This window comes from uncultured Azohydromonas sp. (assembly GCF_937926365.1).
In the GTDB taxonomy this organism is placed as follows: Bacteria; Pseudomonadota; Gammaproteobacteria; order Burkholderiales; family Burkholderiaceae_C; genus Azohydromonas.
Genome location: NZ_CALAOH010000212.1, coordinates 39,204 through 63,082, shown reverse-complemented (window position 1 = coordinate 63,082; position 23,879 = coordinate 39,204). Strand labels below are relative to the sequence as shown.

General features: G+C 69.1%; 24 protein-coding genes and 1 tRNA gene. 11 read left to right on the top strand and 14 right to left on the bottom strand.

Annotation, left to right across the window (positions count from 1 at the left end; genetic code table 11):
* The 6 genes from Q0741_RS23385 to Q0741_RS23360 form a co-directional block, all read right to left on the bottom strand.
* The coding region (locus tag Q0741_RS23385; RefSeq protein ID WP_298235593.1) for a peptidoglycan-binding domain-containing protein at positions 1–987 on the bottom strand (987 nt) is incomplete at its 3' end.
* Positions 988–1,225: 238 nt separating this feature from the next.
* Complete coding sequence (locus Q0741_RS23380) at positions 1,226–1,960, bottom strand: amino acid ABC transporter ATP-binding protein (RefSeq protein ID WP_298235592.1); 735 nt, start codon at positions 1,958–1,960, stop codon at positions 1,226–1,228.
* 12 nt (positions 1,961–1,972) lie between these two features.
* The gene (locus Q0741_RS23375) at positions 1,973–2,641 is read right to left on the bottom strand and encodes an amino acid ABC transporter permease (RefSeq protein ID WP_298235591.1); all 669 of its coding nucleotides are present in this window, start codon (positions 2,639–2,641) and stop codon (positions 1,973–1,975) included.
* Positions 2,641–3,387 (bottom strand): amino acid ABC transporter permease, encoded by a 747-nt coding sequence (locus Q0741_RS23370; protein ID WP_298235590.1) that lies wholly within the window; start codon positions 3,385–3,387, stop codon positions 2,641–2,643. Before Q0741_RS23370 ends, Q0741_RS23375 begins: the two co-directional genes overlap by 1 nt.
* 122 nt (positions 3,388–3,509) lie before the next feature.
* Positions 3,510–4,406: an amino acid ABC transporter substrate-binding protein gene (locus tag Q0741_RS23365; RefSeq protein WP_298235589.1), complete on the bottom strand. Its 897-nt coding sequence runs from the start codon at positions 4,404–4,406 to the stop codon at positions 3,510–3,512.
* A 57-nt stretch (positions 4,407–4,463) separates the two neighbouring features.
* Positions 4,464–6,305: an ABC transporter ATP-binding protein/permease gene (locus tag Q0741_RS23360; protein ID WP_298235588.1), complete on the bottom strand. Its 1,842-nt coding sequence runs from the start codon at positions 6,303–6,305 to the stop codon at positions 4,464–4,466.
* Positions 6,306–6,336: 31 nt separating this feature from the next.
* On the opposite strand from Q0741_RS23360, the gene Q0741_RS23355 reads away from it, so the two are divergent.
* Positions 6,337–6,741, top strand: coding sequence for an acyl-CoA thioesterase (locus Q0741_RS23355; protein ID WP_298235587.1), 405 nt, complete (start codon positions 6,337–6,339; stop codon positions 6,739–6,741).
* Between the two features lie 135 nt (positions 6,742–6,876).
* On the opposite strand, the gene Q0741_RS23350 is transcribed toward Q0741_RS23355, so the two are convergent.
* Positions 6,877–7,638, bottom strand: coding sequence for an enoyl-CoA hydratase (locus Q0741_RS23350; RefSeq protein WP_298235586.1), 762 nt, complete (start codon positions 7,636–7,638; stop codon positions 6,877–6,879).
* Between the two features lie 134 nt (positions 7,639–7,772).
* On the opposite strand from Q0741_RS23350, the gene Q0741_RS23345 reads away from it, so the two are divergent.
* Both Q0741_RS23345 and Q0741_RS23340 read left to right on the top strand, forming a co-directional pair.
* Positions 7,773–8,330 (top strand): HNH endonuclease, encoded by a 558-nt coding sequence (locus Q0741_RS23345; RefSeq protein ID WP_298235585.1) that lies wholly within the window; start codon positions 7,773–7,775, stop codon positions 8,328–8,330.
* A gap of 191 nt (positions 8,331–8,521) precedes the next feature.
* Positions 8,522–9,061, top strand: coding sequence for a hypothetical protein (locus Q0741_RS23340; RefSeq protein ID WP_298235584.1), 540 nt, complete (start codon positions 8,522–8,524; stop codon positions 9,059–9,061).
* Between the two features lie 43 nt (positions 9,062–9,104).
* Here the strand turns inward: Q0741_RS23340 and Q0741_RS23335 are convergent, their stop codons facing one another.
* Entirely contained in the window at positions 9,105–9,344 is a 240-nt protein-coding gene (locus tag Q0741_RS23335; protein ID WP_298235583.1) for a hypothetical protein, read from the bottom strand.
* A 119-nt stretch (positions 9,345–9,463) separates the two neighbouring features.
* Positions 9,464–9,979 (bottom strand): host attachment protein, encoded by a 516-nt coding sequence (locus Q0741_RS23330; RefSeq protein ID WP_298235582.1) that lies wholly within the window; start codon positions 9,977–9,979, stop codon positions 9,464–9,466.
* Positions 9,980–10,233: 254 nt separating this feature from the next.
* Between Q0741_RS23330 and Q0741_RS23325 the strand changes: the two genes are divergently transcribed.
* From Q0741_RS23325 to Q0741_RS23315, 3 genes are all read left to right on the top strand, one after another.
* Entirely contained in the window at positions 10,234–10,752 is a 519-nt protein-coding gene (locus tag Q0741_RS23325; protein WP_298235581.1) for a DUF4142 domain-containing protein, read from the top strand.
* A 175-nt stretch (positions 10,753–10,927) separates the two neighbouring features.
* A complete protein-coding gene (locus tag Q0741_RS23320) occupies positions 10,928–11,800 on the top strand; it encodes a response regulator (RefSeq protein ID WP_298235580.1) in 873 nt (290 codons plus the stop codon).
* Positions 11,801–11,926: 126 nt separating this feature from the next.
* Positions 11,927–14,701, top strand: a complete 2,775-nt coding sequence (locus Q0741_RS23315; protein ID WP_298235579.1) for a histidine kinase dimerization/phosphoacceptor domain -containing protein — start codon at positions 11,927–11,929, stop codon at positions 14,699–14,701.
* 139 nt (positions 14,702–14,840) lie between these two features.
* Here the strand turns inward: Q0741_RS23315 and Q0741_RS23310 are convergent, their stop codons facing one another.
* On the bottom strand, positions 14,841–15,725 hold the full coding sequence (locus Q0741_RS23310; RefSeq protein ID WP_298235578.1) for a LysR family transcriptional regulator: 885 nt from the start codon (positions 15,723–15,725) through the stop codon (positions 14,841–14,843).
* Positions 15,726–15,804: 79 nt separating this feature from the next.
* Here Q0741_RS23310 and Q0741_RS23305 point away from each other — a divergent pair, with 79 nt between their 5' ends.
* On the top strand, positions 15,805–16,278 hold the full coding sequence (locus Q0741_RS23305; RefSeq protein ID WP_298235577.1) for a DoxX family protein: 474 nt from the start codon (positions 15,805–15,807) through the stop codon (positions 16,276–16,278).
* A gap of 283 nt (positions 16,279–16,561) precedes the next feature.
* Here Q0741_RS23305 and Q0741_RS23300 read toward each other — a convergent pair whose 3' ends face one another.
* From Q0741_RS23300 to hrcA, 4 genes are all read right to left on the bottom strand, one after another.
* The gene (locus Q0741_RS23300) at positions 16,562–17,071 is read right to left on the bottom strand and encodes a hypothetical protein (RefSeq protein WP_298235576.1); all 510 of its coding nucleotides are present in this window, start codon (positions 17,069–17,071) and stop codon (positions 16,562–16,564) included.
* Positions 17,068–18,357, bottom strand: a complete 1,290-nt coding sequence (locus Q0741_RS23295; protein ID WP_298235575.1) for an AAA family ATPase — start codon at positions 18,355–18,357, stop codon at positions 17,068–17,070. Before Q0741_RS23295 ends, Q0741_RS23300 begins: the two co-directional genes overlap by 4 nt.
* A 180-nt stretch (positions 18,358–18,537) precedes the next feature.
* Positions 18,538–18,614: transfer RNA gene (locus Q0741_RS23290), tRNA-Ile, on the bottom strand.
* Between the two features lie 33 nt (positions 18,615–18,647).
* Positions 18,648–19,667: a heat-inducible transcriptional repressor HrcA gene (gene hrcA, locus Q0741_RS23285; protein WP_298235574.1), complete on the bottom strand. Its 1,020-nt coding sequence runs from the start codon at positions 19,665–19,667 to the stop codon at positions 18,648–18,650.
* 70 nt (positions 19,668–19,737) lie between these two features.
* Between hrcA and Q0741_RS23280 the strand changes: the two genes are divergently transcribed.
* From Q0741_RS23280 to Q0741_RS23265, 4 genes are read left to right on the top strand one after another with little or no spacing between them, the layout of a single operon-like run.
* Positions 19,738–20,613 carry an NAD kinase gene (locus Q0741_RS23280; protein WP_298235573.1) on the top strand — a complete coding sequence of 292 codons (876 nt, stop codon included), beginning with the start codon at positions 19,738–19,740 and terminating at the stop codon, positions 20,611–20,613.
* Positions 20,613–22,307, top strand: coding sequence for a DNA repair protein RecN (gene recN, locus Q0741_RS23275; protein WP_298235572.1), 1,695 nt, complete (start codon positions 20,613–20,615; stop codon positions 22,305–22,307). Before Q0741_RS23280 ends, recN begins: the two co-directional genes overlap by 1 nt.
* Positions 22,304–23,203 (top strand): RNase adapter RapZ, encoded by a 900-nt coding sequence (gene rapZ, locus Q0741_RS23270; protein ID WP_298235571.1) that lies wholly within the window; start codon positions 22,304–22,306, stop codon positions 23,201–23,203. Before recN ends, rapZ begins: the two co-directional genes overlap by 4 nt.
* The gene (locus Q0741_RS23265; protein WP_298235570.1) at positions 23,200–23,871 is read left to right on the top strand and encodes an LON peptidase substrate-binding domain-containing protein; all 672 of its coding nucleotides are present in this window, start codon (positions 23,200–23,202) and stop codon (positions 23,869–23,871) included. Before rapZ ends, Q0741_RS23265 begins: the two co-directional genes overlap by 4 nt.
* Positions 23,872–23,879 lie beyond the last annotated feature (8 nt).

The following is a 23,879-nucleotide window of genomic DNA, read 5'->3' as shown; positions in this document are numbered from 1 at the left end:
CGGGGCGGCAGGCGCGGCCGCCTTGGCCACGGCCGCAGCAGGTGCCGGTGCGGGCGCAGGGGCCTGCGCGGTGGAGACCGGTGCGCCCGCCGCAGCGGTGCGCGCCGCGATCTGCCGGTGGTCGGCGCGCAGGTAGGCGCGCAGGAAGTCGTGCGTGAGCTTGGGCTCGCGCGACAGGCCCAGCGCCTCGCGGTAGCGCGCGACGGCCTCCTTGGTCTGCGCGTTGACCACGCCGTCGGCCGGCCCGCCATAGACGCCGCGCACGCGCAGTTGGTTCTGGAACCAGCCGATGAGGTCCTTGGGCCGGGCCGCGAGGTTGTCGTACCAGTCGCGGATCTCGGCTTCCACCTCCGGATGCTCGGCCTCCGCGCCCAGGCAGCTCCAGTAGGGCACGCGCGTGAGCCGGCCCACGAGCTGGATGCCGGCCGCTTCCGTGGCCGCGCGCACGGCCTGCGCGTCGCCGCCGCGCGCGGGCACGATGAAGGACTGGCCGAAGCTGCGGATCTGCGCCACGTCCCCGTGCAGCGTGGCGCGCTGGGTGGCGGCGGCATCGGGCAGCACGCTGCGGTCCTGCGCCGACAGCAGCCCCAGCGTGACGGCGCGCGTGGCGGCATCGGGCCGCTGCACCCCGCCCTGCACCACCGTGCCGGCGCCGCCCTGCGCGGCGGTGCCCGCCACCGTCACGCGCAGCGCGCGGCTGCGCCTGGACATGGTGTTGAGGGTGCTTTGCAGCAGGTCGCGCGGCACCACGGACTGGCGCCCGCCGCTGTCGGGCGGCTCGCTCACGGCCAGGGGCAGATCGCGCACGCCGTGGTCCAGCAGCAGGTCGTCCATGCAGCGCAGCCCGGCCGAGAAGTCCTCCACCGGGCGGCCGCTGGGCGGCGGGCCGGCGGGCTCGGGGGCGGTGGCCGCACAGGCGGCCAGCATCGCGGCGGCGGCCAGGGACAGCGCGGTGCGGGCGCGGTGCAGCAGCGGCGGGTGGGTCATGACAGGCAACCTTTCGGCCTCGCGGCCACGGGAGCGGCGCGACGGACGCGCGCCTTGGAATGCCTGTCTCAGTTGCGGCCGCAGCGCCGGGGGTTCAAAGCGCGGCGGCGGGCGGGGTGGTAGCCCGTCATGCCCGCGCAGGCGCGCCATCCACGTGCGCCAGGATGCCGCCCGGTGCTCGTGGACACCCGCCTGCGCGGGTGTGACGAAGCTTCTTGACTCACCGTCAGGAAGGAGGTCAGTGGTTCAGGATCTTGGACAGGAAGTCCTTGGCCCGCGGCGAGCGCGCGTCGGGGTTGCCGAAGAACTCGTCCTTGCCGCAGTCCTCGATGATCTTGCCCTGGTCCATGAAGATCACGCGGTGGCTGACCTTGCGCGCGAAGCCCATCTCGTGCGTGACGCACATCATGGTCATGCCCTCGTTGGCGAGCTGCACCATCACGTCCAGCACCTCGCCGACCATCTCCGGGTCCAGCGCCGAGGTGGGCTCGTCGAAGAGCATCACGATCGGGTCCATGGACAGCGCGCGCGCGATGGCCACGCGCTGCTGCTGGCCACCGGAGAGCTGGCCGGGAAACTTGTCCTTGTGCGCCGTCAGGCCCACGCGGTCGAGCATCTTCAGGCCGCGCTTGATCGCGTCGTCCTTGCTGCGGCCCAGCACCTTGATCTGCGCCAGCGTGAGGTTCTCCGTCACCGACAGGTGCGGGAACAACTCGAAGTGCTGGAACACCATGCCGACGTGGCTGCGCAGCTTGGGCAGGTCGGTCTTGGGGTCGGCGATGCTCACGCCGTTGACGATGATGTCGCCCTTCTGGAAGGGCTCCAGCGCGTTGACGGTCTTGATCAGGGTGGACTTGCCCGAGCCCGAAGGGCCGCACACCACCACGACTTCACCCTTCTGGATGCTGGTGGTGCAGTCGGTGAGCACCTGGAAGCTGCCGTACCACTTGCTGACGTTCTTGATCTCGATCATGAGGATGCCCCCTCAACGGATGATGGCGATCTTCTTCTGCAGCCGCTTGACCAGCATCGACAGCGAGAAGCAGATCACGAAGTAGACGACCGCCGCCGTGAGGTAGGTTTCCACGGGGCGGTTGAAGTTCTTGCCGGCGACCTCGAAGCCCTTGAGCAGGTCGTAGGCGCCGATGGCATACACCAGGCTGGTGTCCTGGAACAGGATGATGGTCTGCGTCAGCAGCACCGGCAGCATGTTGCGGAAGGCCTGCGGCAGCACCACCAGCTGCATGGTCTGCTTGTAGCTCATGCCCATGGCGTAGCCGGCGTAGACCTGCCCGCGCGGCACGCTCTGGATGCCCGCGCGCATGATCTCCGAGTAGTACGCGGCCTCGAACACGGTGAAGGTGATCATGGCCGAGACCTCCGCGCCCAGCGGCCGGCCGGTCAGCAGCGGGATGAGCAGGAAGAACCACAGGATCACCATCACCAGCGGGATGGAGCGCAGCGTGTCCACGTACAGCTGCGCCGGCACCACCAGCCACTTGCGGCCCGAGAGCCGCATCAGCGCCAGCAGCGTGCCGATGACGATGCCGCCGATCATCGCCACCAGCGTGAGCTGCAGCGAGAACAGCAGGCCCTTGAGGACGAAACCGGTGACGACGTCCCAGCCCAGGAAGGAGAAGTCGAGGTTCAACATCACTTGCCCCCCCCGAGGGCCGTGCCCGGGATCTGCAGCCGCCGCTCGATGAACAGCGCGATGCGGTTGACCAGCAGCGCGGAGATGAAATACAGCGCCGTCACCGCCAGGTAGATCTCCACGCCGCGCGAGGTCTCCTCCTGCGCCTGCATCGCGAACATGGTGAGCTCGGCGATGGACACGGCGAAGGCCACGGCCGAGTTCTTGATGATGTTCATGCTCTCGCTGGTCAGCGGCGGGATGACGATGCGAAAGGCCATGGGCAGCAGCACGTAGCGGTAGGTCTGGGGCAGCGTCAGCCCCAGCGCCAGTCCGGCGTAGCGCTGCCCGCGCGGCAGGGCCTGGATGCCCGCCCGCACCTGTTCCGACACGCGCGCGGAGGTGAAGAAGCCCAGCGCGAACACCACCAGGATGAAGCTGGGAAAGGACTGCAGCGGCGGGATGAGCGCCGGCAGCACGTGGTACCAGAGGAAGAGCTGCACCAGCAGCGGGACGTTGCGGAACAGCTCCGTCCAGGCGTTGCCCAGGAGCACCAGCGCGCGGCTGGGCGTGGTGCGCAGGATGCCGATGAGGGAGCCCACCGCCAGCGCCACCAGCAGCGCCAGCAGCGCCACCGACAGCGTCCAGCCCCAGGCCGAGAGCATCCAGTCCAGGTAGGTGATGTCGCCGTTGCTGCCGAAACAGCGCGGCACCACCTCGCCGTCAAGGGTGTTCCGGCAGAACACCTGCCAGTCCCAGGTCGCCATTTCTTCTTCTCCCGTTGCCGGCGCCGCGCGCGGCGGCACCATGAAAAAGGCGCGGAAGACGGGTTGAGCGTCCTTCCGCGCCTGTGGCTACTGCCTTGCCGTCACGGCCGTGCGGCCCGTGCTCACACCTTCTTGGCGTATTCCTCGGCCGGCTTGTCGTTGGGGTTCTTCAGCGCCTCCTTGAGCAGGTTGCTCATGGGCAGGTTGACCTTGGCGCCGGTGGGCGGCGTGGGCTGCATGAACCACTTGTCGTAGAGCTTGTTGATCTCGCCGGACTTGACCATGTCGGCGATGGTCGAGTTGACAATCTTCTTCAGGCCCTCGTCCTCCTTGCGCATCATGATGGCGATGGGCTCGACGGACAGCGGCTCGCCCACGATCTTGAAGTCCGCGGGGTTCTTGCTGCGCGCGATCAGGCCGGCGAGCAGGCTGCTGTCCATGACGAAGACGTCGGCGCGGCCGCTGTCCACCAGCAGGAAGCTGTCGGCGTGGTCCTTGCCGAAGACCTCCTTGAAGTCCACGCCTTCGGCGCGCTTGTGGCGGCGCAGCGTCTGCACCGAGGTCGTGCCGGTGGTGGTGGCCACCGTCTTGCCCTTGAGGTCGGTCACCGACTTGATGCCCGAGGAGGCCTTGGCGGCCATGCGCACTTCCTCGACGAAGGTGGTGTTGGCGAAAGCCACGTCCTTCTGGCGCGCGAGGTTGTTGGTGGTGGAGCCGCACTCCAGGTCCACGGTGCCGTTCTGCACCAGCGGAATGCGGTTCTGCGAGGTCACGGGCTGGTACTTGATCTCCAGGCGGCGGCCAATGGCCTTCTCGATGTTCTCGACGGCCTTCTCGCAGATGGCCACGTGGTAGCCCACGTACTTGGAACCGCCCAGGGTGTAGGACAGCACGCCCGAGGATTCACGCACGCCCAGGGTGATGGTGCCCGTGTCCTTCGCCTTCTTGAGCGTGTCGGACTGGGCTTGTGCGGCACCGGCTGCCACCAGGATCGCGGCGACGAGCAGGGTCTTCTTCATGCAGGCTCCTTGATGATGGAGTGAGTAAAGATTGTGAAAGGCATTCTAGGCGCCAGCTCAGGCCACCCGGCCGCCGGGCGCGTCGATGGCGTCCTCCCCGCCGCTTTGCTGCAGCCGCCACATGCGCGCGTAGCGCCCCTGCTGCGCCAGCAGCTCGGCATGCGTGCCCTGCTCCACGATGCGGCCCTGCTCCATCACCAGGATGCGGTGCGCATCCACCACCGTGGAGAGCCGGTGCGCGATCACCAGTGCCGTCTTGCCCTGCGCGGCGCTCTTGAGCTCGGCCTGGATGGCGCGCTCGTTGGCCGAGTCCAGCGCCGAGGTGGCCTCGTCGAAGATCAGGATCGGCGGGTTCTTCAGCAGCGTGCGCGCGATGGCCACGCGCTGCTTCTCGCCGCCGGAGAGCTTGAGCCCGCGCTCGCCCACCATGGTGTCGTAGCCCTTGGGCGTGGCGGCGATGAAGTCGTGGATGCGCGCGGCGCGGGCCGCCGCCTCCACCTCGGCGCGGCTGGCGCCGGGGCGGCCGTAGGCGATGTTGTATTCCACCGTGTCGTTGAACAGCACCGTGTCCTGCGGGACGATGCCGATGGCCTGGCGCAGGCTGGCCTGCGTCACCTGGCGGATGTCCTGCCCGTCGATGGTGATGCGCCCCGCGCCCACGTCGTAGAAGCGGTAGAGCAGCCGCGCCAGCGTGGACTTGCCCGCGCCCGAAGGGCCCACCACCGCCACCGTCTTGCCCGCGGGCACCTCGAAGCTCAGGCCCTGCAGGATCGGGCGCGCCGCCTCGTAGGCGAAGGAGACCTCCTCGAAGCGCACGCAACCGTCGCTCACCCGAAGCGCTTGCGCCTGCGGCGCGTCGGCCACCTCGCGGTGCGTCTCCAGCAGGTGGAACATGCGGTCCAGGTCGGTGAGCGATTGCTTGATCTCGCGGTACAGCACGCCCAGGAAGTTCAGCGGGATGTAGAGCTGGATCATGAAGGCGTTGATCATGACCAGGTCGCCCAGCGTCATGCGCCCGTCCACCACGCCCTGCGTGGCGCGCCAGAGCATGGCCACCAACGCCACGGCGATGACGAGCTGCTGCCCGCTGTTGAGCAGCGAGAGCGTGCTCTGGCTCTTGAGCGCGGCCTTGCGCAGCGACTCCAGGCTGGTGTCGTAGCGCCGGGCCTCGAAGTCCTCGTTGTTGAAGTACTTGACCGTCTCGTAGTTGAGCAGCGAGTCGATGGCCTTGGTGTGCGCCTGCGAGTCGAGCTGGTTCATCTCGCGGCGGTACTTGGTGCGCCACTCGGTGACGCTGATGGTGAAGGCGACGTAGCACACCAGCGCCGCCACCGTGATCCAGGCGAAGGCGGCGTCGAACTTCACCGCCAGCAGCGTCAGCACCAGCGCCACCTCGATGATCGTGGGCAGGATGCTGTAGAGCGAGTACGAGATCAGCGAGTGCACCGCGCGCGTGCCGCGCTCGATGTCGCGCGTCATGCCGCCGGTCTGGCGCTCCAGGTGGAAGCGCAGGCTCAGCGCGTGCAGGTGGCGGAACACCTGCAGCGAGATGCGCCGCGCCGTGCCCTCGGTGGCGCGCGCGAAGATCAGCTCGCGCAGCTCCGTGAACACGCTGGTGGACAGGCGCAGCGCCGCGTAGGCCACCAGCAGTCCCACCGGCACCACCAGCATCGAAGCGGCGCTGCCGGGTTGGATGGATAGTGAATCAACCAGTTGCTTGAGCAGCACCGGCACGCCGACGTTGGCGAGCTTGGCCGCCACCATGAAGGCCAGCGCCACGCCCACGCGCCAGCGGTAGTGCCACAGGTAGGGCAGCAGCTTGCGCAGGGTGCCCCAGTCGGAGCGGCGGGAGGACGGGTCGGCAGGGTCGGCGGCGCGGGAATGGGCCAGGGCGCGCATGATGTGAGGATCAGTGACAACCCTTGCCATCATGCCCCTCTCCGAATCCCCTGCCGTACTGCCCACCGACAAGGAGCTGGTGCTGCGCGTCATTCCCATGCCGTCCGACGTCAACGCCAGCGGCGACGTCTTCGGCGGCTGGGTGATGGCACAGGTCGATCTGGCCGGCGCCGTGCTGCCCGCGCGGCGCGCCCAGGGCCGCATCGCCACGATCGCCGTCAAGGAGTTCGTCTTCAAGCAGCCCGTGCGCGTGGGCGACCTGCTGAGCTTCTACGCCGAGATCATCCACGTCGGCCGCAGCTCGATCACGGTGGACGTGGCCGTGTACTCGCAGCCGCTGCACGACGCCGGCAAGGTGCTCAAGGTCACCGAGGCCGTGCTGACCTACGTCGCCGTGGACGAGCAGGGCCGCCCGCGCCCGCTGCCGCCGGGCTGAGCCCCTCTTTCCTTGCTCGTGAAATGACCCGTTCGGACTGACCCTTCGATACCTCAGGGCGCGCCCTGTGCTGAGGCATCGAAGCATCAGGACGAACGGAAGACTCGCTCGCGATTACGCACTGGATAAAGCCCTTCAGAACTTCGAGAAATCCGGCCGCCGCTTCTCGAAAAAGGCCTGGAAGGCCTCGCGCGCCTCCGGACTGCGCAGGCGCTGCACGAACACCTCGCGCTCGGCCTGCAGCGCCTGGCGCAGCGCGGGCAGCACCGGGGCGCGCATCAGCGTCTTGGTGGCGCGCACGGCCTCCGGCGGCAGCTGCGTGAAGCGCGCGGCCAGGCGCCGCGCCTGCGGCAGCACCTCGTCGGGCGGCAACACCGCGTTGGCCAGGCCCAGCTCCAGCGCCTCGGCGCCGGTGAAGGGGTCGCCCAGCAGCAGCTTCTGCGCCGCGCGCGCCTGGCCCACGCGCTGCGCCAGCAGCAGGCTGGAGCCGAACTCGGGCACCAGCCCCAGGTTGACGAAGGGCAGCGCCAGCCGGGCCTCGTCGGAAACCACCACCAGATCGCAGTGCAGCAGCAGCGTGCAGCCGATGCCGATGGCCGCGCCCGTGACGGCGGCCACCAGCGGCTTGTCCAGCGCCAGCACCGACTCCATGAACGCGAATACCGGTGCGTCCTCGGCACCGGGTGGGTGCTGCAGGAAGTCCTCCAGGTCGTTGCCGGAGGTGAAGATGCCGGGTTGGCCGGTGATCAGCACCGCGCGCACGGCCGCATCGGCCTGCGCGGCACGCATCGCCTGCGCCAGCTCGGCGTACATCGCCTGCGTCAGCGCGTTCTTCTTCTCGGGACGGGCGATTTCCAGCGTGGCGACGCCATCGACATTGGCGGTACGGATGCTCATGGGGTGCGTGAAAGGCTTGCGGTGAAACGAACAGGCCACGATAACAGCGCCGCGCAACGCCCTTCATGGGGGAAAGACATCCCCTGTTGGTGTGTCCATGCGCAATGGATTACGCTAGTTGCGGGAGAACTGACGTGGACGTGCTGCAACTCGACGTGTCTGGACGACCGCAAGCCTGGATCAGCGCCCGCGAAGCGGCGGTGATCTATGCCACCGACGGCGTCGCGTGGACCCTGGGGGACCTCTGCGCCGTGCTGCGCGGCGGCATCCAGCGCGCCACCGGGCGCGTTTCTCGTATCGAGGTGCACTCGATCATCGCCGTGCGCGGCGCCATTCCCAGCCGGGCCTGGCGCCAGACGCCGGCGCTGAGCAACACCAAGTTGTTCGCCCGCGACCGCCACATCTGCGCCTACTGCGGCCACCACCACCCGCCCGAAGAGCTCACGCGCGAGCACGTGGTGCCCACCTCGCGCGGCGGGCGTGATAGCTGGCTCAACTGCGTCACGGCCTGCCGCTCCTGCAACGGCCGCAAGGGCAACCGGCTGCCCGAGGAAGCGCGCATGAGCCTGATCTACCTGCCCTACGTGCCCAGCCTGCACGAGGACATGATCCTGCGCGGGCGCCGCATCCTGGCCGACCAGATGGAGTTCCTGCTCGCCAGCGTGCCGCGGTCGAGCCGCCTGCACGGCTGAAGCGCCCGCTCTCGGCCGCCTGCCCGCCCCGGCCAGACTTGGCCTGACGCCTCACCCTGCCGCTGCGGCTTCACGCCGCAGCAACGTCGCCGCCCCAAGCTCGCCGCCCTTTTCCACGCCTGCCGGCTCCGCATCCGCGTCAACCCCAGGACCGCGGTGGCCGTTGCCTTGGAAGCTCAAGGGGAGACCTCATGAAACAACTCAAGACCCTGGCCACGCTGGCGCTCGCCGCCGCGCTGGCCGCGTGCACCACCACCAGCCCCGACGTGATCCAGCGCGGCGACGCGCAGCGCCTGTCGCAGGTGCAGGACGCCATCGTGCTGAGCACGCGCGACGTGGTTGTCGAAGGTAGCCAGAGCGGCGCCGGCGCCGCCACCGGCGGCGTGATCGGCGGCATCGCCGGCTCCACGCGCAGCAGCGGCCGCGAGCAGGTGGCCATCGGCGTGGTGGGCGCGGTGGCCGGCGCGCTGGCCGGCCACGCCATCGAGCGCGCCACCACGCGCGAGAGCGCGCAGGAAATCCTGGTGCAACTGCGCAACGGCGAGCGCCGCGCCATCGTCCAGGCCAAGGGCAACGAGGGCTTCGTGCCCGGCGAGGCGGTGGTGCTGGTCACCACCAGCGGCAAGACCCGCGTGGTGCGCAACCCCGCCGGCATGCCGCCGGCCACGCTGGCACCGGCGGCCGCCACGCAGCCCGCGCCGGTCTACACGCCCGGCGGGCGCCCGCAGTAAGCGGCCGGACCCGCGGCTTCGGCGGCACCCGCGGGGCGCGCGCCTACACGTCCAGCGTGTAGATCCGCGCCTCGCGGCGCTCCTGCCGGTTGTGGCCCTGCAGCGGCCGGTCCCAGTCCGCGGCGTCGGCGCCCTGGCCGGGCACCAGGCCGCTGGTCATCACCGCCACTTCCTCGCTGGCGGCGTCGAACTCCGCCACCTGCACGCGCCCTTCGTCGAACAGCCGCGCCACCATCGCGCCGCCCGCGTCGATCAGCACCAGGAACTTCGCCGGTTTTTGCATAGGAAGGCTCCTCGATCCGTGCCTCACGCTAGCACCGAGAAGCCCCAGCGAGGACGCCGCATCCGAGCCGTAGTCGCCGTCCAGTCCTATCACGCGGTCGCTGTTGTCCACCGGCGGGCTCATGCGCCCAGCCCGGTGGCGGCATCCGTGCCCGGATGGCCGCCGTTGCGCCCGCCGCTGCTCTCGTGCCGCGGCTCCTCGCCGAAGATGCGTTGCGCCAGGTCGCGGCCCTTGAACTGCAGCAGGTTCTTGTCGAGCTCCTGCGCCACGGTCTGCTGCACCTGCGGGCTCAGGTGCTGGCGCAACCGTCCCAGGAAGCGCGGTGCCGCGGCGATGTGCAGCGCGCCGAAGCGCTGCTTCTGCAGCGCCTGCGCCAGGAACTCCGCCACGCGGCGCGCGAACAGGTCGGCCTCCTGCTCCAGCTTGTCGGCACCGGCGGAGGTGGTGATGCTGCTGACCGCTCCAACACCGCTGTGTGCGCGGCGGCCATGCGCGTCGCGCTGCAGGTCCGCCTCGCCGGCATGCGCCGCCGCGTCGGTGAGCTCGTCCACCTCCTGCAATTCCGCGCCGCGCTGCGGCTGCGCCAGGATGCGGGCGCGGCCTTCGTCGGCCAACACGATCCACGTCGTCGTCATCGTTCGTTCTCCTTCATGAGGTGTGCCGCGGGCACGGGCTCCGGGGAGCGCGTGCCTCGGGCCGGGTTCAGCTGCGGTCGGGAGCCGCGGGAGTGGAGATGTGGACAGCGGCAAGCGCGGTGCCCAGGTCAGGATGAAGCCCTGGCCGCCCCGTCATGGTCCCGGTCCCTCCCGGGATTGGCGCTTGCTGACCGGGAGCGCATGCCGCGGCCCGCTTTTCGCGGCAGGAACACCCCGATGACAAGGAGCAAGCAATGAAGCGTCTGATGTCCACCGCCCTGGCCGGCTGCGCCATGGCCTTGTTCACCAGCCTGGCCCCCGCGGCCGATGGCATGGTGCGCAGCGACCGCAACTTCATGGAGCAGGCGGCGCAGAACGGCCACGCCGAGGTCGAGGCCTCCAAGCTGGCGCTGAGCAAGAGCGGCAACGACAAGGTCAAGGCCTTCGCCCAGCAGATGGTCGACGACCACACCAAGACCAACGAGGAGCTCGCCGCGCTGGCCTCCAGCAAGGGCGTGCAGCTGCCCACCGAGCCCTCGGCGGTGCAGAAGAGCAAGGCCAAGGCGATGGGCGTGCTCGACGGCGCGCGCTTCGACCGCCAGTACGCCGACGAGATGGGCGTCAAGGCCCACCAGGACACGCTCAAGATGTTCCAGAAGGCTGCCTCGGGTGCCAAGGACCCGGACGTCAAGGCCTTCGCCGCCAAGACCGTCCCGGCGCTGGAGCAGCACCTCAAGATGTCACAGGATCTGCGCACCTCGCTGGGCAAGTAAGGCTCGCCGCCGTGGCGGCACCGGTGCCGTGCCGCCACGGCCTTCGGCGCAAGCACAACCCGGTCGAAGTGGCAACCAAACACTTGGTATTGGCACAACCCCCAGTTCAAGCGGTCCCATATCATGGAAAATTCCACGGACGCGAAAAAATCAAGATGGAAGTGGGGGGTAAGGGATGGAATCACCGTACTCGATCCTGATCGTTGAAGACGAGGCGGTGATCGCGCTGGATCTGCAGCTGCAGCTTGAAGACATGGGCTACCGCGTGCTGGGCCCGGCCGAGAGTGGCCCCCAGGCGCTGGCGCTGGCCGCGCAGGAGCGGCCCGATCTGGTGCTGATGGACATCCGCATCCAGGGTCCCATCGACGGCATCGAGACCGCAGCGCGGCTGGGCCGGGTCAGCGGGCTGCCGGTGGTGTTCCTCACCTCGCACAGCGACGAGGAGACGGTGGCGCACGCGGCACGCACCTCGCCCTGCGGTTTCCTGACCAAGCCCTTCGAGGGCCGGGCGCTGCGCGCGGCCATCGAGATGGCGCTGTCGCGCGCCGCGCTGGAACGGCAGCTGCGCGAGTCCGAGCGCTGGTTTTCCGCCACGCTGCGCTGTGTGCAGGACGGCGTGATCGTGGTCAACCCTGACGCCACGCTGCGCTATCTCAACCCCGCCGCCGAGGCGCTCACCGGCTGGAGCGCGGAGGAGGCTGTGGGCCGGCGCCTGGTGGAGGTGGTGCGCTACGCCCCCGGCGACAACGACCCGCCGGCCGCGCTCCGTGCCCTGGCCGAGAACCGCAGCATCGGCGTGCGCCACGGGCGGCGGCTGCTGCGGCGCAACAGCGCGCGCACGATGGTGGTGGTGGACGAGTCCGCCTCACCGGTGGACGGCGAGTACGGGTTGCGCATGGGCGCCGTGCTGGTGCTGCGCGACGCCACCGAGCGGCTGGCGCGCGAAGGGCTCGATGCCGCGGGCCAGCACCGCCCGCCGGCCGCCAATGCGGCCGGGGTGCCCGCCGCCACGCCGCGGGACGTGCCGCCGCTGGCCCAGGCGACGTGAACAGGCGCCGGCCGGCGTCACCGCACGGCGAGGCCGCGCCACTGACATCCTGCAATCCGCTCGCCGGGCTCGGCCCGGTGGACCGCCGTTCCTCGCCGCGGACCTGAAGTCCGCAAGCGGTGCGCCATGCACGAACAGCCTGCCCCCTCCTCCACGGCCGAGCCCCTGCCGTTTCCGCGCACCATCGCCGTCGCGCTGCTGCTGCTGCTGGCGGTGGCCGCCATGGCGCTGTGGACGCAGCGGCGCGCCGCCGACGCCTCCGACCTGCGCCGCCACACGCTGGACGTGCGACTGGAGATCGCCGGCTTCGGCACCGACCTCAAGGATCTCTCGCGCGCCGTGCGCGGTTTCGTCATCAGCGGGCAGGACGACTGGCTCGAGCCCTACCGCAGCGCGCAGCGGCGCCTGCCCGAGCGCGTGCGCCGGCTGCAGGCGCTCAGCGCTGGCAACACGGCGCAGCAGCAGCGGTTGCAGCGCCTGGCCCCGCTGCTGCAGGAGTACCTGCGCTTCGTGGACGACATCCTGGAGATGGCCTCGCGGCAGGGGATGGAATCGGCACGCCAGCAGATCGCCGCCGGACCCAGCCGTTCCATGGTGAGCGACATGGACGCCCTGCTGGCCGAGCTCGACGCCGAGGAGTTGCGGCTGCTGGGACAGTACGAGAAGGAGACGCAGCGCGCGACGAACCTCAACACCAGCGTCACGCTGCTGGGTAGCCTGGTGTCGCTGGGGCTGATGGCCTGGGCCGGACTGGCGCTGCAGCGCAACGTGGGGCAGCTGCGCGGCAGCGTCGAGCGCCTGGCGCGGGCGCGCAGCGCCGAGTCGCAGGCGATGCTGCGGCTGCAGCAGGCGCAGGCCTCGCTGCACGCGGCCAACGACGCGCTGCAGGCGCAGGCCGACCACCTCTCCGAGCTCAACGAGGCGCTGTGGCAGTGGATCAGCAACGGCGCCGGAACGCGTCCGGCGCCGGCGGGCTCCGCGCCGCTGGACGACCCCGAACGGCTGGCGGCGCTGCGCCGCACGGGGCTGCTGGATTCGGCGCCCGAGGAAAGCTTCGACCGCTTCACGCGGCTGGCGGCGTACTCGCTGCAGGTGCCGGCGTGCCTGATCAGCCTGGTGGACGCGCAGCGCCTGTTCTTCAAGAGCGCGCACGGCCTGCCCGAGCCCTGGGCCAGCGCGCGCCGGGCACCGCTGGGCTACACCTTCTGCCCCCAGGTGGTCACCAGCGGGCAGCCGCTGGAGCTCAGCGACGCGCGGGCCGAGAAACCGCTGCGCGGCAGCCCCGCCGTGACGACGCTGGGCGCGGTGGCCTACCTGGGCGTGCCGCTGGCCACGCCCGATGGGCAGGTGCTGGGCAGCTTCTGCGTCATCGACCACGCGCCGCGGCATTGGAGCGCGCAGGACCGCGCCACACTGCAGCGCATTGCGCAGTCGGTGCTGGCCGGCATTGCCGTGCGCATGCAACTGCACGAACTGGAGCGCCGGGTGGCCGAGCGCACGGCCGAGGCGCAGATGCTGGCCAGCGCGATCCAGCACTCGCTCACCGGCTTCAGCATCGTGGACACGCGCGGCCTGTTCACCTTCGTCAACGAGGCCTATGCGCACCTGTGGGGCTACGACGGCCCGCAGCAGCTCATCGGCACCCCGGTGGCGCCGCATTGCGTGGACCCGGGGCTGACGGCGCGCATTGGCGCCACGCTGCACACGCGCGGCCACTGCCGCGTGGACTTCACGGCGCGACGCCGCGACGGCGCCACCTTCGAGGCGCTGCTGGACGCCCACCGCGCCCAGGACGAGGCCGGACGCGAGATCCACATCGGCACCGTCATCGACATCACCGAGCGCAAGCGCGCGGAGCAGGCACTGCGCATGAGCGAGGAGCGGTTGCGGCTGGCGCTGGACGCCGGCGGCATGGACGCCTTCGAGCTCGACCCGGTCACCGGCGTGATGCTGCGCATCGGCACCCTGCAGAGCCAGCTGGGCCTGACGGCCGAGGAGCAGCACCTGATGAAGCCCTTCCTGCGCCGCGTGCACGAGCAGGACCGCTTGGCGCTGACCGCGGCCATGCAGGCGTTGAGCCCGCAGCAGCCCTCGTACCGGGCCGAGTACCGTTTCCGCGCGGCCGACGGCAGCTGGCGCTGGCTGCTGGAGCGCTCGCAGCGCAGCTTCGGCCCCCAGGGCGAGCCCGGGCGCATCACCGGCGTGGTGGTGGACGTGACCGAGCGCCGCCACGACGAGGAGGCGGTGAAAACCTCGCTGGCCGAGAAGGAGGCGCTGCTGCAGGAAGTGCACCACCGGGTGAAGAACAACCTGCAGATCGTCACCAGCCTGCTGCAGCTGCAGCGCCGCCAGCTCACCGACCCGGCGGTGCAGGTGGCCTTCGCCGAGACCGAGAACCGCGTGCGCGCCATGGCGCTGGTGCACCAGCGGCTGTACCAGCACGGCACGCTGTCGTCGCTGGACTTTGCGGACTACCTGCGCAGCCTGGGCGCGCAGCTGATGCAGTCCTTCGGCAGCGAGCGCTCGGTGCGGGTGGAGTACCGGGTCAAGCCGTTGCGGCTGCCGCTGGCCACGGCCATCCCGCTGGGGCTGATCGTGACGGAGCTGATCACCAACGCGCTGAAGTACGCGCTGGCGCAGCGCGGCGACGGCCTGCTGGGCATCGAGCTGGCGCCCGCTGACGGCGACCAGGGGCTGTTGCTGGTGATCAGCGACAACGGCCCAGGCCTGCCGGAGGGCTTCGACCCTGCGCGCAGCCGTGGCCTGGGCATGCGGCTGGTGCAGACGCTGTCGCGCCAGATCGGCGCCACGGTGGCCTTCGGCAGCGCCCCGGGGGGCGGCACGCGCTGCAGCATCCGCTCGCCGATCCGCAAGGAGGTGCCGGAGGCGGTGGCGGCGTGAGTTCGGATTCAGTACCTGCCGGACCCTCGCATCCCATTCGCTGAGCCGCTTCGCCGCCCTGCTTCGTCATCCCTGCGCAGGGATGACGAGTTAGTTATCGGGACAGCGCAACTCGCGGCCGACTTCCCAAGACTTTCTTTCACTCCAGCACCAGCGCCTGCGCCAGATGCGCGTACACCGCCGACACCCGCCGCAGGTGCCGCGACTCCGGGTGCGCCAGCAGCCACAGCTCGGTCCGGCATTCGTCGATCACCTCGCTGAGGGCGCGCAGGTCCGGCCGGCCACGTGCCAGGAACACCGGCAGCAGCCCCACGCCCAGGCCCAGTGCGACCAGCTCCATCACGGTCAGGATGCTGTTGACGCGGTAGGCCGGCACCACCTTGGGCAGCCGGCGGCGCCGCCACAGCACGGTGGGGTGCTCGGGCAGCGCGTCGTCCGGGGCGATCCACGCCGCGCCGCCCGCCTCCACCTCGGCCCAGTCGCGCAGCGGCGAGTCCTTCGCGGCGTACAGCGCCACGCGGATCGGCCCGATGTGGCGGCCCACCAGGTGCTGCGGCGGGCGCTGGGTGGCGCGCACGGCGATGTCGGCATCGCGCCGGGTCAGGCTCGCCAGCTCGTTGCCGGTGTGCAGCTCGTACTCCAGCCGCGGATGGCTCGCGTGCAGCGTGCGCAGCGCGGGCGCGACCAGGCCGTGCAGGATGGTGTCGGTGGTGGTGAGGCGCACGGTACCCGTCACGTCCTGGGGCTGCTGCTGCGCCGCCGAGCGCGCCGCCTCCAGCGCGCTCTCCACGGTCTCGGCCTGCGCCGCCAGCGCGCGGGCCAGGTCCAGCGGCGCGCAGCCGGTGCGCGAGCGCTCGAACAGCGGCTGGCCGAGCCCGCGCTCGATGCGCTGCAGGGCGCGGAAGGCGGTGGAGGTGTCCACGCCCAGGCGCTCGGCCGCGCCGTTGAAGCTGCCCGCGCGCACCAGCGCCAGGATCAACTCCAGGTCGCCCGCACTCAGGCGGTATTGCATTCGTGCAGTCATGCCTTGCTCCGACGCCAATTTCCATGGCGCAGATGCAATCCTAGATTGACGCCACTTTCACTTGCACTGGAGTGCCGCCATGAGCGCAACGACTGACTTTTCCTCCCCTTCCCTGCGCGCGGCCCGGGCCCGCGATGGCCGGACCGTCGCCACGCCGGCCGCCTGGGGCGCCACGCTGCTGCGCGTGAGCCTGGGCGCGATGTGGATCGCGCACGCGCTGCTGAAGCTGCTGGTGTTCACGCTGCCGGGCACGGCGCGGTTTTTCGACAGCGTGGGCTTCCCCGGCTTCCTGGCCTATCCGGTGTTCGCCGTGGAGCTGCTGGGCGGGCTGATGCTGGTGCTGGGCCTGTACGCGCGGCAGGCCGCGCTGGCGCTGGTGCCGGTGATGCTGGCGGCGATGTCGGTGCACCTGGGCAACGGTTGGGTGTTCACCAGCCCGGGCGGCGGCTGGGAGTACCCGCTGTTCCTGGCGGTGGCGTCCGTCGCGTCGTGGCTGCTGGGGGATGGGGCGTGGGCGCTGCGGCGCAGCGGGTGGATGGCGCCGGGGGGCTGACTTTTCGCCTCGACGGAGAAGTCTTACCACTGCTGCGACAAATGCCGAGGGCACACAGCTTCATCGTCCTTGGCCAGTGCAAGCGGCCATATGAGCGCAAGTTCAAGAGCAGGCTGTTCAAAACCATGGTGCTCAGCCTGGCTGGGCACCATGATGTTGGCAGGCACGTCATGCACTCGGTGGGCCAGAGGCCAGAGTTAGAGAGAAAAAAATGGACGCAGGCTTATAGGCAGTCAATAGCAATGCTTGGCGCGGGACAAGCTGCTGTTTTCCGCGGCAATCCTTATTTCCTGCGGCGCGGCAGCCGGGCAGGCTGCACGGGTTGGTAAGCCTTCAATCCCTCGTCGCCCGTGACAATTTCCACCTCGCATCCTGCCCGAGCATAGTATTCAGCCACGTCCTTGATGGTGGCGTCGCCAATTGATATTCTGGCCGCGGCTAGCGGCGGCCAAACTTCGCCCAGTTTTCTGAGCTGCGCTGCCTCCCACAGCGAAGACTGCTCGGTAAAAGCTGCCCAAGGCGACTGCGCATCGGCGGCCGCACAAAAATGTTTTGCCAACTCCTGAGCACACTCGAATCGCAGGCTCGGTGCTTGAGCGATGTGATTCCCCGTTTCGATTAGTGTCGCCATGGGCAGCACGAAAGTGCTTCGGCGCGCCTTTTCCTGCTCGATAAGCACATTGATACGCTCGGGTGTCCAACGATCATGTTCCGGCCCGGCCGTATCCTTTCCGGGTACGCGCAACCAGCAGCAGAGCACAGAAGTATCCAAAATCAGGACGCGTTGCCTCATGCACCTTCACCCTGAACGGCATCTTCAGTCTTCAAGCTATTTTCTATAAGACCCCGGCTTGACAAGCGGCCCACAGTACCTTGAGCCAGAAGTTTGGGAAGATCGGTCAAATCCTCCAGCAACGTCAGTGTGCTGCATCCAGTAGCCGTATCGCGATGAGCCACCGTAATGAAAGGAACCATTTCGGTTCCCATGGCGTCCAATAGCGCCGGGTTGTGCGTTGTCACCAGCACATCGACCCCGCGCTCCTCGCCAACAGCCTTGAGCATGGTTAGCAGCAATTGGGCTCGCGAGGGATGTAGCCCATTATCAACCTCCTCTATCACAAGAAGGCTGTTTCGAGGACGTGTTAGGAGGGCAGTCAGGATCGCAAGAAAGCGCAAACTGCCGTCAGACATTCCCCGGGCATCGACAGGGGAAACGGTGTTGTCCTCCAACCAATGCTCATCACAGTACAGCATCGCGTCAGAATTGAACTTTCCGACGGTTTCAGCGTAGACGCGGCGAATATCTTTTTCGGGCAACTGGCTGGCGTACCGGGTCAGCACACCTTCAATTTCCTTTTTCTTTTCCTCTTGCAGGGCAGCCAACACACCGGCTATGTTTCTCGCATCCGGATACAGCACATCCGACAATGCCGAATAGCCGCGCATATGCGCCGGAATAGGATCCAGAACGAAAATTTCCTTCAATGTACCGATGACTGCTGCAACGCCGTCCTGGATTTCCTGCCTTAGCTTTAGTCCAACAAGCTGATAAAGAACTGGATGGGCACGACCCAGTGGCTTGGGAGAGCCTTGTTTTTCATTGTAAAGGCGTGCCACGATGGTCGGATCCTCGACTCCGCAGGGATCGGTCCGGAACAACCTTATACGTCCTGCCTCGGTACCCCGCGATCCATCCTTTGCTTGCCTGTATTTGACGCGAATCAGCTGCTCAGCAATCAAGTCACAACGGCTGTCTTGAATCGAGCCTTCAACACGGTACTCGTAATCAAGCAGTTCATCGACCCGGCAGACAACGCCAACGGCAAATGAAGAACCAGGCCGGCGCGCCGCCCACTCAACTCCACCTCGCAACGGCGAAAAACCGCCATCACCCTGCTGCCCCCCCTGCAGGGCAGCGGTAAGCTGCGCTCCGGAGGCAATACGATTCAAGAACAAAAGCGCATCCAGCGCATTCGACTTCCCACTGGCATTGGTACCGATCAGCACCGTCAATGGATCGATATGCAGTGTGGCTTCAGCGTAGCTTTTCCAGTTCTCAAGCTGAAGTTTGGTAAGCATGATTCACTCCATCACGATCCAGGACGGCAAGGCTGCACGGGATTCCAAAAAATCTTCCGCGCCCAGGAAACCGCTGCCCACGAGCATCAATATTCAAGCGAGCAAGCGAGCCCCGGCACTCACAAAGAGACAAGGTCTGGTTTGAAAGCCCAGCGGAGCAGTGATGCGAAAAAGAAGATTTGGTAGGCCGTCGGGGGCTCGAACCCCGGACCAAAGGATTATGAGTCCTCTGCTCTGACCGACTGAGCTAACGGCCCACTGGGCGCGGATTGTAAGGGTGCGAAAGGCCGTTACTTCTGGCTCAGCGCGTTGCCGACCAGCCGCGCCGTGATGTCCACGATCTGGATCATGCGGTCGTAGGCCATGCGGGTGGGGCCGATCACGCCCAGCGTGCCCACCACGCGGCCGTCCACCTCGTAGGGCGAGGAGACCACCGACAGCTCCTCGAAGGGCACCACGCGGCTCTCGCCGCCGATGTAGATGCGCACCCCCTCGGCACGGCTGGAAACGTCCAACAGCCGCATCAGCTCGGTCTTGCGCTCGAACAGATCGAAGAGCTTGCGCAGCGAGCCCATGTCGTGGCCGAAGTCCTGCACCGCCAGCAGGTTGCGCTCGCCGCTGACCACCACCGGATCGCTCTCCTCCATCGCCTGGCTGCCGGCCTGCACCGCGGCCTGCATCAGCGCGGCGATCTCGCCCTGCAGTTCCTTCACCTCGCCTTGCAGCCGCTGGCGCACCTCCTCGATGCTCAGCCCGGCATAGTGGTGGTTCAGGTAGTTGGTGGCTTCCACCAACTCGTTCTGGCCGTAGTCACGCGCGGTGAAGATCACGCGGTTCTGCACGTCACCGTCCGGCGACACCAGGATCACCAGCACCCGCTTCTCACCCAGGCGCAGGAACTCGATGTGGTGGAACACGCCGGCCTTGCGCGGCGCGGTGACCACGCCCACGAAGCTGGAGAGGTTGGACAGCAGGTGCGCCGCCTGCGCGATCACGCGCTGGGGCTGGTCGGGATGCAGCTGCTCGCGCGCCACCGCCATCTCCGGCAGGCCCGGGTCCAGCACGCGAGCGGTGAGCATGGTGTCCACGAAGAGGCGGTAGCCGCGCGGCGTGGGAATGCGCCCGGCGCTGGTGTGCGGGCTGGCGATGAGGCCGAGGTCTTCGAGATCCGCCATCACGTTGCGGATCGTGGCCGGAGACAGCTCCAGCCCGCATGCCTTGGACAGCGTGCGCGAGCCCACCGGCTGGCCGTCGGCGATGTAGCGTTCAACCAGGGTCTTGAGTAGGGTGCGGGCGCGCTCGTCGAGCATGCTTTTCATTCTACGGAGATGAGGATGCGCCATCCTTCACGCAAGGGGGGGCTGTGGTGTAATCCCTCGCATGCCGACCCCCTTTCGTCATGCCGCTTTAGTGGGCAAGTACCAGGCGCACGGCATCGGCTCCGTGCTGGAGGAGGTGGCGCAGTTCCTGATCAAGCAAGGGCTTCAGGTTTCGCTGGAGCGCCACACGGCGCAGAGCACCGGCCTGACCGGCTACCCCATCCTCGACGCTACCGAATTCAACTGCTGCTGCGACGTCGCCGTGGTGTTGGGCGGCGACGGCACGATGCTGGGCATCGCGCGCGAGCTGGCCCGCCACAACCTGCCGCTGGTGGGTATCAACCAGGGCCGCCTGGGCTTCATCACCGACGTGCCCATCGGCCACTTCCGCGAGGCGCTGGCTTCCATGATGGCCGGCGACTACGAGGAGGAGCATCGCTCCATGCTTGAAGGCGGCATCTGGCGCAACGGCAAGTGCATCTTCGAAGGCCTGTCGCTCAACGACGTGGTGGTCAGCCGCGGCGCCACGGCCTCGATGGTGGAGCTCAGCGTGCGCATCGGCGACGAGTTCATCGCCAACATCCGCGCCGACGGTCTTGTTATCGCCACGCCCACGGGCTCCACCGCCTACGCGCTCTCGGCCGGCGGGCCGATCCTGCACCCCAGCATCGGCGGCTGGGTGCTGGTGCCCATCGCGTCGCACACGCTCTCCAACCGCCCCATCGTGCTGCCCGACCAGGGCGAGATGCGCATCGAGATCGTCGCCGGGCGAGACGCCTCGGCCAATTTCGACATGCAGAGCCTGGCCAGCCTGCACATCGGCGACCAGGTCCGCATGCAGCGCTCGGCGCACAAGGTGCGCTTCCTGCACCCGGTGGGCTGGAGCTACTACGCGACGCTGCGGCGCAAGCTGCGCTGGTACGAGGGAGTGGTCTGATGCTGCGGCGCCTGGTGCTGCGCGACTTCGTGATCGTGGCCGCGCTGGAGGTGGACTTTGACGCCGGCTTTTCCGTGCTCACCGGCGAAACCGGCGCGGGCAAGTCCATCCTGATCGACGCACTGCAGTTGGCCCTGGGCAGCCGCGGCGACGTCGGCGTGGTGCGCGAGGGCGCCTCGCGCGCGGAGATCACCGCCGAGTTCGACGCACCCGCGGCGCTGGCGCCCTGGCTGGAGGAAGCCGGCTTCGACCATGAAAGCCCCACGCTGCTGCTGCGCCGCGCCATCGACGCCCAGGGCAAGAGCCGGGCGTGGATCAACGGCAGCGTCGCCACCGTGGCGCAACTGCGTGATGCGGCGGAGTTCCTGCTCGACATCCACGGCCAGCACGCCTGGCAGAGCCTCACCCGCGCCGCGGCCGTGCGCGGCCTGCTCGATGCCCAGGCGGGTGTGGACGGCGGGCCGCTCGCCGCCCTCTTCTCGCGCTGGCGCGAGGCGACGCAGACGCTGCAGGAAGCGCGCAGCCGCCAGGACAGCCTGGAGCGCGAGCGCGAGCGGCTGGCGTGGCAGATCGGCGAGATCGACAAGCTCAATCCCGGCGAGGACGAGTGGGAGTCGCTCAACGCCGAGCATGAGCGGCTGTCGCACGCGCAGTCGCTGCTGGCGGCGGTGCGCACGGCGCTGGACGCGGTATCCGAAGCCGAGCCCAGCGCCGATGTGCTCACCGCCCGCGCCATCGACGCGCTGTCGGACGTGACGCGCTTCGACCCGCGGCTGGAGCCAGTGGTGGAGGTGCTGCAGGCGGCGCAGGTGCAGCTGCGCGACGCCGCCCACAGCCTCAACGCCTACCTGGGTCACGCCGAGTTGGAGCCCGAGCGGCTGCAGGAGCTCGACGAGCGGCTGTCGGCCTGGGTGTCACTGGCGCGGCGCTACCGGCGTCCACCGGCGGAGCTGCCCGCGCTGCTGGCACAGTGGCGTGCCGAATTGAAGGCCCTGGACGCCGCCACCGACCTCGACGCTCTCGAAGCCGCCGTCAAGAAGGCACTGGAAGCCTGGCGCGCCGAGGCCCAGCGCGTGAGCGCGCTGCGCCGCACCGCCGCGCCGCAGCTCGGCCAGCGCGTGACGCAGGCGATGCAGACCCTGGGCATGGCCGGTGGCCGCTTCGAGGTGGCGCTGCTGCCGCAGGAGCAACCGCAGGCCTTCGGGCTGGAGTCGGTGGAGCTGCGCGTGGCGGGCCACGCCGGCAGCTCGCCGCGGCCGCTGGCCAAGGTGGCCTCCGGCGGCGAGCTCTCGCGCCTGGCGCTGGCGATCGCCGTGACCACGGCGCGCGAACAGAACGCGGGCGCGGCCACGCTGATCTTCGACGAGATCGACGCCGGTGTCGGCGGCGCGGTGGGCGACGCCGTGGGCCGGCTCATGAAGCAGCTCGGCCGCGAGCGCCAAGTACTGGCCGTGACGCACCTGGCCCAGGTGGCGGCCTGCGCCGACCACCACTTCGTGGTCAGCAAGGCCGAGCGCGAGGGCGTCACGCTCAGCGACGTGCAGCCCGTCGCCGGCGAGGCGCGAGTGGCGGAGGTGGCGCGCATGCTGGGCGGCGAACGCCTGGCCGGGACCAGCCTGGCGCATGCCCAGGCATTGCTGGACGAGGCTGCCGCCGCGCTGCCCTCGGCCCGCGAAAGCGCGAGGCCACGATGAGCGAAGACCTGCACTCGGCGCCGCCCCTGCGCGAGGTGGTGCTCGTCACCGGCATCTCCGGCTCGGGCAAGTCGGTGGCGCTGCACGCGCTGGAGGACGCGGGCTACTTCTGCGTGGACAACCTGCCGCCGGAGCTGCTGCCCGCCTTCCTGCACCTGGAATCCGCCGAGCGCGACCGCCACGTCGCCATCGCCGTGGACGTGCGCACCGCCGGCTCGCTGCCACGGCTGGTTCCGATGCTGCCGCAGCTGCGCAGCGAGGGCGTGCTGGTGCGCCCGCTGTTCCTGGACTCCACCACCAGCGCGCTGTTGCGGCGCTTCTCCGAGACGCGCCGTCCGCATCCACTGACCAAGCGCGCCGCCGACAGCGGCCTGGCGCAGCCGGCGCTGGTGGAAGCCATCGAGATGGAGCGCGAGCTGCTGGCCGGGCTGCGCGAGGTGTCCACCGTCATCGACACCAGCGAGCTGCGCCCGGCGGTGCTGCGCAGCTGGATCCGCGACCTCGTGGGCGCGCGCCCGGGGGCGCTGACGCTGGTGTTCGAGTCCTTCGCCTTCAAGCATGGCGTGCCGCTGGACGCGGATTTCGTGTTCGACGTGCGCGTACTGCCCAATCCGTACTACATCCGCGAGCTGCGGCCGCTGACCGGGCGCGACGCGCCCGTGGCGGACTACCTGCGTGCGCAACCGGAGGCTACCGACATGCTGGAACAGATCGAAGCTTTCCTGCGGCGCTGGCTACCCGCCTTCGAGGACGACCAGCGCAGCTACCTCACGGTGGCCATTGGCTGCACCGGCGGCCAGCACCGCTCGGTGTACCTGGTGGAGTCGCTGGCCCAGCGCTTCGGCGGCCACGGCACGGTGCTGCGCCGCCATCGCGAGCTCGATTCGGCCGCATGAGCGCGCCGGCCCCGGGAGATGCCGCCGGCGGCGCGGCTGCTTCCTTCACCACGGCCGAGACGGCCACGCTGCCGCTGTTCCCGCTGCAGACGGTGCTCTACCCCGGCGGGCTGCTGCCGCTGAAGATCTTCGAGGCGCGCTACCTGGACATGGTGGGCGAGTGCCTGCGCAGCGGCGGCGGCTTCGGCGTGGTGTGCCTGCGCGAGGGCGCGGAGGTGCGCCGGCCCGGCGCCGCGCTGGAGCAGTTCGAGCACGCGGGCGTGCTGGCCCGGGTGGACGAGGTAGACGCGCCGCAGCCAGGCATCCTGCTGCTGCGCTGCACGGGCACGCGGCGCTTCGCCTTCGACACGCCGAGACAGGAGGCCGACGGGCTGTGGACGGCCGAGGTGCGCTTCCTGGCCGAGGACCCGGTACTGCCACCGGGCGAGGAGTTCCAGGGCGTGGCCGATGCGCTGGGCCAGGCGCTCAAGGCGCTGGAGGCCGAAGGCGTGCAGCTGTGCGAGGGCGCGCCGCGGCTGGACGACGCGGGCTGGGTCTCCAACCGCTGGTGCGAGTTGCTACCGCTGCCGCTGAGCGCACGCCACAAGCTGATGGTGCAGCCCGACCCGCTGATGCGGCTGCGCCTGGTGGACGACGTGCTGCGCCAGCGGGGCCTGGTGACGGGCTGAGCCGGGGC

Coding starts and splice junctions, on each gene's coding strand:
- Q0741_RS23380 (WP_298235592.1), bottom strand. CDS start 1,960: ATGATCGAGATCAAGAACGTCAGCAAGTGGTACGGCAGCTTCCAGGTG.
- Q0741_RS23375 (WP_298235591.1), bottom strand. CDS start 2,641: ATGTTGAACCTCGACTTCTCCTTCCTGGGCTGGGACGTCGTCACCGGT.
- Q0741_RS23370 (WP_298235590.1), bottom strand. CDS start 3,387: ATGGCGACCTGGGACTGGCAGGTGTTCTGCCGGAACACCCTTGACGGC.
- Q0741_RS23365 (WP_298235589.1), bottom strand. CDS start 4,406: ATGAAGAAGACCCTGCTCGTCGCCGCGATCCTGGTGGCAGCCGGTGCC.
- Q0741_RS23360 (WP_298235588.1), bottom strand. CDS start 6,305: ATGCGCGCCCTGGCCCATTCCCGCGCCGCCGACCCTGCCGACCCGTCC.
- Q0741_RS23355 (WP_298235587.1), top strand. CDS start 6,337: ATGCCCCTCTCCGAATCCCCTGCCGTACTGCCCACCGACAAGGAGCTG.
- Q0741_RS23350 (WP_298235586.1), bottom strand. CDS start 7,638: ATGAGCATCCGTACCGCCAATGTCGATGGCGTCGCCACGCTGGAAATC.
- Q0741_RS23340 (WP_298235584.1), top strand. CDS start 8,522: ATGAAACAACTCAAGACCCTGGCCACGCTGGCGCTCGCCGCCGCGCTG.
- Q0741_RS23335 (WP_298235583.1), bottom strand. CDS start 9,344: ATGCAAAAACCGGCGAAGTTCCTGGTGCTGATCGACGCGGGCGGCGCG.
- Q0741_RS23330 (WP_298235582.1), bottom strand. CDS start 9,979: ATGACGACGACGTGGATCGTGTTGGCCGACGAAGGCCGCGCCCGCATC.
- Q0741_RS23325 (WP_298235581.1), top strand. CDS start 10,234: ATGAAGCGTCTGATGTCCACCGCCCTGGCCGGCTGCGCCATGGCCTTG.
- Q0741_RS23320 (WP_298235580.1), top strand. CDS start 10,928: ATGGAATCACCGTACTCGATCCTGATCGTTGAAGACGAGGCGGTGATC.
- Q0741_RS23315 (WP_298235579.1), top strand. CDS start 11,927: ATGCACGAACAGCCTGCCCCCTCCTCCACGGCCGAGCCCCTGCCGTTT.
- Q0741_RS23310 (WP_298235578.1), bottom strand. CDS start 15,725: ATGACTGCACGAATGCAATACCGCCTGAGTGCGGGCGACCTGGAGTTG.
- Q0741_RS23305 (WP_298235577.1), top strand. CDS start 15,805: ATGAGCGCAACGACTGACTTTTCCTCCCCTTCCCTGCGCGCGGCCCGG.
- Q0741_RS23300 (WP_298235576.1), bottom strand. CDS start 17,071: ATGAGGCAACGCGTCCTGATTTTGGATACTTCTGTGCTCTGCTGCTGG.
- Q0741_RS23295 (WP_298235575.1), bottom strand. CDS start 18,357: ATGCTTACCAAACTTCAGCTTGAGAACTGGAAAAGCTACGCTGAAGCC.
- hrcA (WP_298235574.1), bottom strand. CDS start 19,667: ATGCTCGACGAGCGCGCCCGCACCCTACTCAAGACCCTGGTTGAACGC.
- Q0741_RS23280 (WP_298235573.1), top strand. CDS start 19,738: ATGCCGACCCCCTTTCGTCATGCCGCTTTAGTGGGCAAGTACCAGGCG.
- recN (WP_298235572.1), top strand. CDS start 20,613: ATGCTGCGGCGCCTGGTGCTGCGCGACTTCGTGATCGTGGCCGCGCTG.
- rapZ (WP_298235571.1), top strand. CDS start 22,304: ATGAGCGAAGACCTGCACTCGGCGCCGCCCCTGCGCGAGGTGGTGCTC.
- Q0741_RS23265 (WP_298235570.1), top strand. CDS start 23,200: ATGAGCGCGCCGGCCCCGGGAGATGCCGCCGGCGGCGCGGCTGCTTCC.